Raw genomic sequence first — 11,463 nt, 5'->3', positions numbered from 1 at the left:
GAAGGATTTTCCGCATGCGTCACACCCGCCTAGAAGATATCTGACTTCTCGTCAGCTCTTCGATCTAAGCGAGCACTCCAGGCCCCAAGACCAGACAGTGCGGCCGCCATGATCGGGAGACCTTGGCACTCATTCCGACATCAGGCTCCCTGTGCCGGAATCCCGCTGCCTACCGTCCGGCACCGCAAGCGCCCATGACTCCATGCCTGGTGCGAAACCTTCAGCAGCCGACCCCTCAAGCCAGCACATCGCCAAGACCGGCCTTTGGCACATCCCCACAAGTCCATAGGCCATAAAGACCGCCGTCCGCTTCCCCTCAGGCAGTCATCTGCACGCTCGCTGCACGGATGGCCACCGCTCGGCCACCGGAACAACGACCGCACACCCCAGAGCCAAGGCCGGCACCGGTAGAGACCCAGGTCAGAAGACCTCTTGCGCACGATCCGTCGCAGAACCGAAACCTCCGACCTACGCACTGCGATACACAGACCACAGGTGCCCGATTCGCCCGAATCCCAAGGTCATCCGAAACACAAAACCCCAGGTCAAAGGCTTGACCTGGGGTTGACCATGGAGCCCCCTGTCGGGTTCGAACCGACGACCCCCGCTTTACAAGAGCGGTGCTCTGGCCAACTGAGCTAAGGAGGCGCAGGGGAAGTGTACCGAAGGCGGGGGTGGGGGTGGATGGAAAAGGGGGGGCATGGGCTGGTGACAAGGGAGCACCGGGGCGGTAACGTCGCGGGAAGTCTTGGTCCAATCGGACCGGATCGAACAAGAACGCGCACAAACGTTCGTTCTTCCTTTACTCGGATCGTCCGGCACGTTCCTGCCGGTGAAGGGACCGCAACAGTCATGGCTACTGTCACGTTCGACAAGGCGACCCGGATCTACCCGGGTGGCGACAAGCCCGCGGTGGACGGGTTGGAGATCGAGGTCGGGGACGGCGAGTTCCTGGTGCTCGTGGGGCCCTCCGGCTGCGGCAAGTCGACCTCGCTCCGGATGCTCGCGGGGCTCGAGGACGTCAACGCCGGCGCCATCCGGATCGGTGACCGCGACGTCACCCACCTGCCGCCGAAGGACCGGGACATCGCGATGGTGTTCCAGAACTACGCGCTGTACCCGCACATGACCGTCGCGGACAACATGGGCTTCGCCCTGAAGATCGCCGGCGTCAACAAGGCCGAGATCCGCAAGCGGGTCGAGGAAGCCGCCAAGATCCTGGACCTCACCGACTACCTGGCCCGTAAGCCGAAGGCGCTCTCCGGTGGTCAGCGTCAGCGTGTCGCGATGGGCCGCGCCATCGTCCGTGAGCCGCAGGTCTTCCTCATGGACGAGCCGCTGTCGAACCTCGACGCCAAGCTCCGTGTGCAGACCCGCACCCAGATCGCCAGCCTCCAGCGGCGCCTCGGCGTCACCACCGTCTACGTCACCCACGACCAGGTCGAGGCCATGACGATGGGCGACCGGGTGGCGGTGCTCAAGGACGGCCTGCTCCAGCAGGTCGACAGCCCGCGCAACATGTACGACAAGCCGGCCAACCTCTTCGTCGCGGGCTTCATCGGCTCCCCGGCGATGAACCTGGTCGAGGTCCCGATCACCGACGGCGGCGTGGAGTTCGGCAACGCGGTCGTCAACGTGGCGCGCGACGCGGTGAAGGCCGCCGCCGACAAGGGTGACCGTACGGTCTTCGTCGGCGTCCGCCCCGAGCACTTCGACATCGCCACCGGCGAGGGCGGCGGCCTGTCGAAGGACGCGCCGGCCGGCCTGGCCGTCACCGTCAACGTGGTCGAGGAGCTCGGCGCCGACGGCTTCGTCTACGGCTCCGCGAACGTCAACGGCGAGCACAAGGACATCGTCATCCGCGTCGGCGGCCGTGACATCCCGGAGAAGGGCTCCGTGCTCCACGTGGTGCCGCGGGCCGGCGAGACCCACGTCTTCGCCTCCTCCACCGGCGAGCGGCTGACGGACTGACCTCTTCTCGGGCCGGGCGTGAGCCGGGTTTGATGCAGGCGGCGGTGGGCCGGTACGTGTTCCGCGTACCGGGCCACCGCCGTTTCGCGTCGCCGGTGGGCATTGCGCCTCAGTATCTATGAAAACCCCTCATACCGGCCCCTTTCGAGCCACCGCTCACCCCGTACGTCAACATCCGAACGGACCCGGCGGCGACTTCACTCCCCCGGGAGAGTGACGGAATGTCGCCACACCATCACCAGTCGCTACGATCCGACGTGTGAACCAGGTAGCTCGCCGTCTCGGCAAGACATTCGCGCTCGTACTCCCGGTCGTTCTCGTCCTGTCGGGAACGCTCGCCGTCACCCGCGTCCCGTGGTCGGCCGCCTCCTCCGACGGCCGGGTGCTCACCGCGGCCTCGACGAAGGACGCCACGACGCCCCAGGAGGCCCTGCGGCAGCGGCTGCTGGCCGAACTCCAGGAGAAGGACCCGGGCGTGGCCCTCACCGACCTCCAGGTCGCCATGGCCAAGCAGCCGTCCCTGGGGCGATACTGCGTCTCCATCGCCCGCTCGCTGGGCCGCGCCGCGGTCGCCAAGTACGACGGCGCGGCCCAGCGCGCGCAGGCGTGGTCGCGGCCGGTCTGTGACACGGGCTTCGCCACCGGGGTCGCCTCGGTCGGGTGAACTCGCGACGAGCCCCGCGCGAACTCCCCGCGGCCCCGCCGAACCACGCCCCGGTCCTCCTCCGGGCGGGGTGAAGCCGGGCCGCCCTGTCGTTTAGGGTGCGCTGCATGAAGCGTGCCGAGCAGTCAGCCGACCCCCACCGCCTCACTCCTACGGTCACGCAGGCGGTCCTGCTGGCCGGCGGGCAGGGGACGCGGCTTCGGCCGTACACCGACGACCGCCCCAAACCGATGGTGGAGATTCCCGGTACGGGGACGCCGATCATCGGCCACCAGCTCGAGTGGCTGGCCGCGGAGGGGGTGACGGACGCGGTGGTCTCGTGCGGGCACCTGGCCGGGGTGCTGCAGAACTGGCTCGCCGCGACGCCGCTGCCGCTGCGGGTCACCACGGTGGTGGAGAGTGAACCGCTCGGCCGCGGGGGCGGGTTGAAGTACGCGGCGAAGTCGCTGCCGCGCGCGGACGAGCCTTGGTACGCGACCAACGGGGACATCTGGACGCGGTTCTCGCTGCGGGAGATGGCGGCTTTTCACGAGGAACGGGACGCTACGGCGACGCTGGCGCTGGCCCGGCCGCGGATTCCTTGGGGGGCGGTGGAGACGAATGAGTTCGGGCAGGTGCTGGACTTTATCGAGTCGCCGCCGTCGCCGTATCTGATCAACGCGGGGGTGTACGTGTTCACGCCCGAGTTCACGTCGCTGCTGCCGGATCTTGGGGATCATGAGCGGACGACGTTTCCGCGGCTGGCGCGGGAGCGGAGGTTGGCGGGGTTTCCGATTCCGCAGGGGGCGTATTGGCGGGCGATCGATACGGCGAAGGATCTTAGTGAGGCGGCGCGGGAGTTGCAGGGTGACCGGACCGCACGGGGTACGTCTTGAGGGGGTGACCGGACCGCACGGGGTACGTCCTGAGGGGGTGACCGGACCGTCCGGGGTACGTCCTGAGGTGGGCGCCGGATCGTACGGCGGTGGGGGGTTGCTCGCGCAGTTCCTCGCGCCCCTGAAGGGGCCCGCAGCGGCCAGCCACCCTGAACCCCTGGCGGGGGCCGCACAGCCCAGCCCCCTGAGGTGGGCGCCGGATCGTCCGACCGTGGCCGGTTGCTCGCGCAGTTCCTCGCGCCCCTGACGAGCCCGTGCGGCTAGGCGCCCTGGGGGGTGGATTGGGGGGTGGCGCGCATGCCCAGGAGGAGGCCGGTGGCGGGGGGGCTGCCCAGGAGGCCGCCGATCGCGCCGGTGGGGGGTTTGGTGGCGGGTGGGGGAGCGGGGGCGGCGGTTGGTGGGGGTGGGGGGAGTTGGGAGGGCTGGGCGCCGCCGCCGGTGGTGGCGGAGCCGGTGGAGCCGGACTCGTGGGTCGGGGTGCCGCCGGCCCCACCGGAGGTGCCCGTGCCGTGGTTCTGGCCGGCGGCCGGCGGAGCCGCCTTCGTGGTGGGCGGCCGGGTGGGCTGAGCCGTGTGCTGCCGCCCGGTCCCGGCCGTGGCGGACCGCGACGGCGTCGGCGAGGGCTCGCCGGTGGTCCCGGGCGCGCCCGACACCTCGGGCAGCGGGGCGCCGGGGAGCTGGTTGGTGGGGGTCACGCTGGGACCCGGCCGGTGGTCGGCCGGTGTGGTGGCCCGTACGGCCGCGCCGAGCACGGAGCCGATCAGCAGCGTGGAACCGGCGATCACCGTGGCCAGCAGGGTGCCGCGGCGCAGCACCCGGCGGCGCAGGTCCCATACCGAGGCGCGCGGGCCGAGGCGCCGCCAGGCGTCGCCCGCCAGGTGGGCGTCGATCGAGTAGACGGGGGCGCCGGCGATGACCAGCGGGCTCCAGGCGGCGAGGTAGATGAAGTCGGGCGCGTCGTAGACCGGGACGGTCCGCCAGCTCACCGTGACCAGCAGGGCGACCGACAGGGCCGCGCCGAAGACCGCGGCGACCCGCTGCCAGAGGCCGCAGACGGTCAGTATCCCCACCACGACCTGGAGGAAGGCGATGCTGAGCCCGGCGCCCACCGGGTGGTCGAGCGCGGCGTTGCGCAGCGGTTCGGCGAGGCCCCACGGGTGCAGCGAGGAGAGCCAGTGGACCATCGAGCCGCGCTTGCCGCCGTCGAAGTAGACGCGGTCGCAGAGCTTGCCCATGCCGGCGTAGATGGAGACGAAGCCGAGGAAGACCCGCAGTGGGAGCAGCACGATGCCGAGGTTGAGCCGGCGGTCGGGATACCAGGCGTGCTTGGCGGATTCGCCGCGGCGGTCCCGCACCCTGCGGAGCTCGGGCTCCCCGTCGCCGCCGGTCCAGCCGACGCCCGGCTCGTCGTCCACCGGATCGTACGCACCCCTGACCGGCCGCACCCCGCCGAGCAGCCCGGTCTGGGAGCCGCCCGAGCGCTGGCCCACCACGGTGGGCATGGTCCGCTCCCGCATCCGGGGCAGGACCTGGGTGGCTCCCCGAGCGGCGACACCGCCGGCGGCATCCGCGCCGGCCCGCCGGACCGCCTGCTGCAGCTCGCCGGCCAACGGATCGCCCGGCGCGGAGTTCCCCGACCACACCAGCGGCGCCGGACGGCGCCTTCCGGCGGCGGAGCCGGCCGGCCGGGCCGAACCGCCCGCCGTGGCCGAGCGGCCGGAGACGCCCGAGACCAACGGAGCCATGGGAATCCGCGCCGACTCGGCCAGCCCGAGGGCACGTCCCGAGATCGCCCCGAGCTGCACCCGGAAGCTCGCGTGATTGACGATGACCTGGGCGGGATCGCTCGGAACCCGTGCCATGGTCATCACACGCTCATCAAATCCCGGCGCCCCTCCCCCCGTAGGAGTGCGGGGTGTTCTGGTGTCCACACTCATCTAACCGAGTGACGCGCCTTTAGGACACTGCCTGACCGCGTTACTGACTGCCGTCCCAGCCGATCAGGTCGCCCGGACGTACCACCCGTCCACCGTACGGCGGTTGACGGCGGTCACTACCGGGTGCCCATGGAACGAAGCCCACGGAACGACCCGCCCACGGAACGGCCCGCCCGCCGACCGCTACGCCCGCCGCCGCGACGCCTCGTACAGCACGACGCCCGCCGCCACCCCCGCGTTGAGCGACTCCGCCCCGCCCGGCATCGGAATCCGCACCAGTACGTCACAGGTCTCGCCGACCAGCCGGGAGAGCCCCTTGCCCTCGCTGCCGGCCACGATGACGACCGGGCCGCCGAGGAGTTCGAGGTCCTGGAGCTCGACATCGCCGTCGGCGGCGAGCCCGACCACGGTGAGGCCGGCCTTCTGGTAGGCCTCCAGCGTGCGGGTGAGGTTGGTCGCGCGGGCCACCGAGACGCGGGCCGCGGTGCCCGCCGAGGTCTTCCAGGCGCCCGCGGTCATGCCCGCCGCGCGCCGCTCCGGCACCACGACGCCGTGTCCGCCGAAGGCCGCCACGGAGCGGACGACCGCGCCGAGGTTACGGGGGTCGGTGACGCCGTCGAGCGCGACGATCAGCGGGTCCTCGCGCAGATCGGCCGCGTCGGCCACCAGGTCGTCGGGGTGGGCGTATTCGTAGGGCGGGATCTGGAGCACCAGGCCCTGGTGGTTGAGGCCGGCGGTGATCCGGTCGAGCTCCGGCTTGGCCGCTTCCAGCAGCGGCACCCCGCGGTCGGTGGCGAGCTTGATCGCCTCGCGGACGCGGTCGTCGTTGTCGATGTACTGCTGGACGTAGACCGCGGTGGCCGGGATGTCCGCGCGCAGCGCCTCCACCACCGGGTTGCGGCCGACGACCATCTCCGAGCTGGACTTGGAGCCGCGGCCCGAGGGGCGGCGGGACTGCGCCGAGACGGTCCGCTTGGCCTGGGCGTTGGCGACGCGGTTCTTCTTGTGGCCCTTGCGCGCCTCGGCGGGCGGCGTCGGGCCGCGGCCTTCGAGGGCCCTGCGCCGCTGCCCGCCGCTGCCGACCGTGGCGCCCTTCTTGTTGCTCGTACGGCGGTTCCTGCGCTGGCTGTTGCCGGCCATTTCGGCACTCTCACTTCATCGGTCAAGCTCAACAAACGTCAAAGGGCGCGCCGGACGACGCGCGGGGGGCCGGTGCCAGCGGGCACCGTCCCATGGACTCAGCCTCAGCCCCGCAGGGCCCAGCGGGAGCCGGTCGGTGTGTCCTCGATCTCCAGGCCCGACTGCACCAGCCGGTCCCGGATCGCGTCGGCCGTCGCGTAGTCCTTGCGGGAGCGGGCCGACTGGCGCTGCTCCAGCACGAGCTGGACCAGCGAGTCGACCACGCCGTGCAGGTCGTCGCCGCGTTCGGCGCCGGTCCAGTGCGGGTCGAGCGGGTCGAGGCCGAGGACGCCGAGCATGGCACGGACCTCCGCGAGCCGGGCGACCGCCGATTCCTTGTCGTCGGCGTTGAGCGCGCTGTTGCCCTGCCGGACGGTGGTGTGCACGACGGCGAGGGCCTGCGGGACACCCAGGTCGTCGTCCATCGCCTCGGCGAAGGCGGGCGGCACCTCGTCGGCGGGCAGCACGACCTCGCCCGCCTTCTCGGTGACGCGCTGGACGAAGCCCTCGATCCGCGCGAACGCGGACTCGGCCTCGCGCAGCGCCTCCTCGCTGTACTCGATCATGGACCGGTAGTGCGGGGTGCCCAGGTAGTAGCGGAGCACGATGGGCCGCCAGCGCTGGACCATCTCGGAGACCAGCACCGAGTTGCCGAGCGACTTGGCCATCTTCTCGCCGGCGATGGTGACCCAGGCGTTGTGCACCCAGTAGCGGGAGAAGGCGTCGCCGAACGACTTGGCCTGCGCGATCTCGTTCTCGTGGTGCGGGAAGATCAGGTCGATGCCGCCGCCGTGGATGTCGAAGGCGGTGCCCAGGTACTTGTGGGCCATCGCCGAGCACTCCAGGTGCCAGCCGGGACGGCCGCGGCCCCAGGGGGTGGCCCAGGACGGCTCGCCGGGCTTGGCCGCCTTCCACATGGCGAAGTCGCGCTGGTCGCGCTTGCCGACCTCGCCCTCGCCCTCCGGCTGGCGGAGGTTGTCCAGCTCCTGGTTGGAGAGCTCCAGGTAGTCGGGGTAGGAGCGCACGTCGAAGTAGACGTTGCCCTCTGCGACATAGGCGTGGCCGCGCTCGATCAGGCCCTGCATCATCTCGATCATCTCCGGCACATGGCCGGTCGCCCGCGGCTCATAGGTGGGCGGCTGGCAGCCGAGCGCGTCGTACCCCGAGGTGAAGGCGCGCTCGTTCTCATAGCCGATGGACCACCAGGGGCGGTCCTGTTCGGCCGCCTTCCTGATGATCTTGTCGTCGATGTCGGTGACGTTGCGGATGAAGGTGACGTCGTAGCCCCGGTAGTGGAACCAGCGCTGGAGGATGTCGAAGTTGAGTCCCGACCGGATGTGGCCGATGTGCGGGGCCGCCTGCACGGTGGCGCCACACAGGTAGATCGAGACACAGCCCGGCGTGAGCGGGACGAAGTCACGTACCTGGCGCGCGTTGGTGTCGTACAGGCGAATGGTCACCCCTCAAGGGTAGTCGGCCGGAGCGGGTGCCTTGTGACCTATAGGGCACAGGTGTACGTGGCGCCAGCCGCTCTTAAGATCCCCGACGCGCCCGGGCCGGGTCGGGGAGGCTCCCGAGGGCCCCGGTGCGCGCCCGAACACCCGCCCAAGGCCGTCCCAGGCGCTCCTCAGGCGGTGACGCGTACGACCAGGGCGGTGGCGATCGCCGACAGGCCCTCGCCGCGTCCCGGGAAGCCGAGGCCGTCGGTGGTGGCGCCGCTGACCGCGACCGGCGCGCCGACCGCGGCGGACAGCACCCGCTGGGCCTCCTCGCGCCGCTTGCCCACCTTGGGCCGCTGCCCGACCACTTGGACGGCCACGTTGCCGATGACGAAGCCGGCGGCGCGGACGATCCGGGCCGCCTCGGTGAGCAGGGTGAGCCCGGAGGCACCGGCCCATTCGGGGCGTCCGGTGCCGAAGTGGGCGCCGAGGTCGCCGAGGCCGGCCGCGGAGAAGAGCGCGTTGCAGGCGGCGTGCGCCACCACGTCGGCGTCGGAGTGGCCGGCGAGTCCGGGGCCCTCGCCCTCCCAGCGCAGGCCCGCGCACCACAGCTCGCGGCCTTCCTCGAAGGCGTGGATGTCGGTGCCGATGCCGACCTGCGGCAGCGGGTAGCCGGGGGGCAGTGCCGGGGGCCCCGCGGCGGGCCCAGGACCGGCGGCCGCGGGGCCTGCGAGGCCGGAAGAGCCGGCCGCGCCCGTAGGCGGCTCAGTACCCATCCGTGGCCCTCCTGCGGGCGAGTACGGCCTCGGCGAGCACCAGGTCCAGCGGCCGGGTCACCTTGAAGGCCTCCTCGTGGCCCGGGACGACCAGCACGGGCACCCCGAGCTGCTCCACCATGCTCGCGTCGTCGGTGACGTCGTGGGTGACCGTGGCGTGCGCCTTGGCCAGCAGGGCCCGGTCGAAGCCCTGGGGGGTCTGCACGGCCCGCAGCAGCGCCCGCCTCGGCGTGCCGGTGACCTGTCCGGTGTCCGGGTCGACGCTCTTGACGGTGTCGGCCAGCGGCAGCCCGGGGACGACCGCGGGCGCGCCACTCCGTACCGCGTCCACGACCGCTTCGACGGTCTCGACCGGCACCAGGGGGCGGGCCGCGTCATGGACCAGCACCACATCGACGTCCTCGGGCAGCGCGGCGAGGCCGAGCCGGACCGAATCCTGGCGGACGTCCCCGCCGGGCACGACCAGTATGTCGGTCGACTCGGGCAGGCCGTGGGCGTCGAGCAGCGCCCGCACCTCGGCGGCTCCCTCGGCGGGCGCCACCACGACGATCACCTGTACGGCGCGGACGCGGGCCATCGCGCGGACCGCGTGGACGAGGATCGGCACCCCGCCCAGGGTGCGCAGCGCCTTGGGCGCGCCGGGGCCGAGCCGGACGCCACGTCCGGCGGCGGGAATGACGGCTGCGGTACGCAGGTTTGTGTCCTTGCGGGAGATGGGTATCGCACTCAAGGTGCCTGGCACGGCGCTCCACCCGACCCCTTCCGTGAAGTCGGGTGGGACGCGCCGACAAGCATGCCGCAGCACCCGGTCATGGCGCTCAACCGGGTGCGGCGGCAGGTTCCCCGTGGTGTGCGGGGGTGTGCGTCTTCGTAGGTCGGTACGTCACATCGGCGCAGATTGGTGTGCCGTCGTTCGTCGCGATACGAGAGCGTCCGAGACCCGAAAGGGGGGACGGTCTTACGACGCGAGGACCTCGTCGAGCAGTGCCTCGGCCTTGTCCTCGTTGGTGTTCTCCGCCAGAGCCAGCTCGCTGACCAGGATCTGCCGGGCCTTGGCGAGCATGCGCTTCTCGCCGGCCGACAGACCGCGCTCACGCTCCCGGCGCCACAGGTCGCGCACGACTTCCGCGACCTTGATGACATCACCGGAGGCGAGCTTCTCCAGATTTGCCTTGTACCGGCGCGACCAGTTGGTGGGCTCCTCGGTGTACGGCGCGCGCAGCACCTCGAAGACCCGGTCCAGACCCTCCTGACCGACTACGTCGCGTACGCCGACGAACTCCGCATTGTCCGCGGGCACACGTACCGTCAAGTCGCCCTGGGCGACCTTGAGCACCAAGTAGGTCTTGTCCACGCCTTTGATCTGGCGAATTTCGATAGCCTCGATCAGCGCGGCCCCGTGATGGGGATAGACCACGGTGTCGCCAACCTTGAACGTCATGTGACAGGTACCCCTTCCGTGGCTATCCAGAGTAACACGGGAACGCCCTCTTCTGAATGGCGTTTTCGCAGGTCAGGGCACATCTCAGGGCTTGACAAGCGGCTATGGGACGTGCTGGAGGGTGCGCCCGGAGAAGGGTATTCGCAGGTCGGAGCGGGTATACGGCGGGGTGGAAACCTGCCCGTTACGGCCTCGGACACACAGGAACAAGGGGCCATACGTCCGTGTTTGTCCCTCCCGGAAGAGTGGATCTTCGCTACTCCGTTCGGGTTCAGGTCCGTGATGATCCAATTTTGCACCGTCATGGAATACAAGAACACGTAAAGGTGCGGGCCCGGTGCGCGGAGCCCGGGAGGGCTCGGTAATCTAAGGCCGCCAGAAGATCTTCCAGACCTGCCCAAGGAGATGCGCCGCCGTGGTCCGCAGCTTCCGTCGCGGCGCCTACGCCGCCGTTCTCGCGCTCTCCCTCGCATCCCTTGCCGCCTGCTCGGCCGGAAACGGCGCCGGGTCTTTGCAGATCAAGCCGGACAGCGCGTCGGGCATCGAGGGCCCCATCGAGGTGCAGAACGCCTTTGTGCTCACCCAGGCGAGTGGTCCGGCCACCGTCTCGGCCCGGCTCTACAACAACGGCACCACCGCACAGACCCTGGAGTCGGTGAAGGTGGCCGGCTCCCCCGCCGCCGTCAGCGGCGCGCACGGCGGCAAGACCGTCACCGTCCCGGCGCACGGCAGCGTCCTGCTCGGCGGCAAGGGCAATCCGGTGGCGACCATCGACACCGGGAGCGAGTCGCTGCGCGACGGCGACGTGCAGACCGCGGTCTTCGTCTTCAGCCGGACCGGACAGGTCGCCGTCGCGATCAACGTCACCCCGGCGACCGGCTACTTCAAGCCATTCGGGCCCGGGTCGCTGCCGACCACCGCGGCCCCCACCCCGAGCGGCGCGGCGACGCCGACGGGCAGCCCGGCGCCGGGCGCCACGGACACGGCCACACCGACCGGAACGCAAACCGGAACGCCGACCGGCACTCCGTCGGGCACGCCGACCGACACCGCCACGGACGGCACGACCACCAACTCGTAAGCGGGCAGGCGAAGGGGCCCGGCATCGGCCGGGCCCCTTCGCGCACCCCGTTCAGCCGCCCCTGGGCCCGATCCGGTGCACGGTCCGGTTTACGGATTTA

The 11,463-nt window shown here is 71.0% G+C and carries 10 protein-coding genes and 1 tRNA gene; 4 read left to right on the top strand and 7 right to left on the bottom strand.

Translation table 11 applies throughout. The features are described from left to right. Window positions 1-571: 571 nt before the first annotated feature. Window positions 572-648, bottom strand: a tRNA-Thr gene (locus OG519_RS19585). Window positions 649-852: 204 nt separating this feature from the next. On the opposite strand from OG519_RS19585, the gene OG519_RS19580 reads away from it, so the two are divergent. From OG519_RS19580 to OG519_RS19570, 3 genes are all read left to right on the top strand, one after another. Then, entirely contained in the window at window positions 853-1,971 is a 1,119-nt protein-coding gene (locus OG519_RS19580; protein WP_405585466.1) for an ABC transporter ATP-binding protein, read from the top strand. A 259-nt stretch (window positions 1,972-2,230) separates the two neighbouring features. Next, window positions 2,231-2,635 (top strand): hypothetical protein, encoded by a 405-nt coding sequence (locus OG519_RS19575; RefSeq protein WP_405585462.1) that lies wholly within the window; start codon window positions 2,231-2,233, stop codon window positions 2,633-2,635. A gap of 107 nt (window positions 2,636-2,742) precedes the next feature. Continuing rightward, a complete protein-coding gene (locus tag OG519_RS19570) occupies window positions 2,743-3,510 on the top strand; it encodes an NDP-sugar synthase (protein ID WP_405585459.1) in 768 nt (255 codons plus the stop codon). A 260-nt stretch (window positions 3,511-3,770) separates the two neighbouring features. On the opposite strand, the gene OG519_RS19565 is transcribed toward OG519_RS19570, so the two are convergent. The 6 genes from OG519_RS19565 to OG519_RS19540 all read right to left on the bottom strand — a co-directional run bounded on the left by OG519_RS19565 (window position 3,771) and on the right by OG519_RS19540 (window position 10,282). Continuing rightward, entirely contained in the window at window positions 3,771-5,378 is a 1,608-nt protein-coding gene (locus tag OG519_RS19565; protein WP_405585456.1) for a DoxX family membrane protein, read from the bottom strand. Between the two features lie 252 nt (window positions 5,379-5,630). Next, window positions 5,631-6,587: a 23S rRNA (guanosine(2251)-2'-O)-methyltransferase RlmB gene (gene rlmB, locus OG519_RS19560; protein WP_405585453.1), complete on the bottom strand. Its 957-nt coding sequence runs from the start codon at window positions 6,585-6,587 to the stop codon at window positions 5,631-5,633. 104 nt (window positions 6,588-6,691) lie between these two features. Beyond that, window positions 6,692-8,086, bottom strand: coding sequence for a cysteine--tRNA ligase (gene cysS, locus OG519_RS19555; RefSeq protein ID WP_405585450.1), 1,395 nt, complete (start codon window positions 8,084-8,086; stop codon window positions 6,692-6,694). A 167-nt stretch (window positions 8,087-8,253) separates the two neighbouring features. Next, on the bottom strand, window positions 8,254-8,841 hold the full coding sequence (ispF, locus tag OG519_RS19550) for a 2-C-methyl-D-erythritol 2,4-cyclodiphosphate synthase (RefSeq protein ID WP_405585447.1): 588 nt from the start codon (window positions 8,839-8,841) through the stop codon (window positions 8,254-8,256). Beyond that, window positions 8,831-9,583 carry a 2-C-methyl-D-erythritol 4-phosphate cytidylyltransferase gene (ispD, locus tag OG519_RS19545; RefSeq protein WP_405585444.1) on the bottom strand — a complete coding sequence of 251 codons (753 nt, stop codon included), beginning with the start codon at window positions 9,581-9,583 and terminating at the stop codon, window positions 8,831-8,833. Before ispD ends, ispF begins: the two co-directional genes overlap by 11 nt. A gap of 216 nt (window positions 9,584-9,799) precedes the next feature. Beyond that, on the bottom strand, window positions 9,800-10,282 hold the full coding sequence (locus OG519_RS19540; protein WP_033174074.1) for a CarD family transcriptional regulator: 483 nt from the start codon (window positions 10,280-10,282) through the stop codon (window positions 9,800-9,802). Window positions 10,283-10,697: 415 nt separating this feature from the next. On the opposite strand from OG519_RS19540, the gene OG519_RS19535 reads away from it, so the two are divergent. Continuing rightward, entirely contained in the window at window positions 10,698-11,363 is a 666-nt protein-coding gene (locus tag OG519_RS19535; RefSeq protein ID WP_405585439.1) for a DUF461 domain-containing protein, read from the top strand. The last annotated feature ends 100 nt before the right edge of the window (window positions 11,364-11,463 follow it).

The organism is Streptomyces sp. NBC_01190 (genome assembly GCF_045039895.1).
Lineage (GTDB): Bacteria > Actinomycetota > Actinomycetes > Streptomycetales > Streptomycetaceae > Actinacidiphila.
This window is presented reverse-complemented; position numbering and strand designations above follow the sequence as displayed.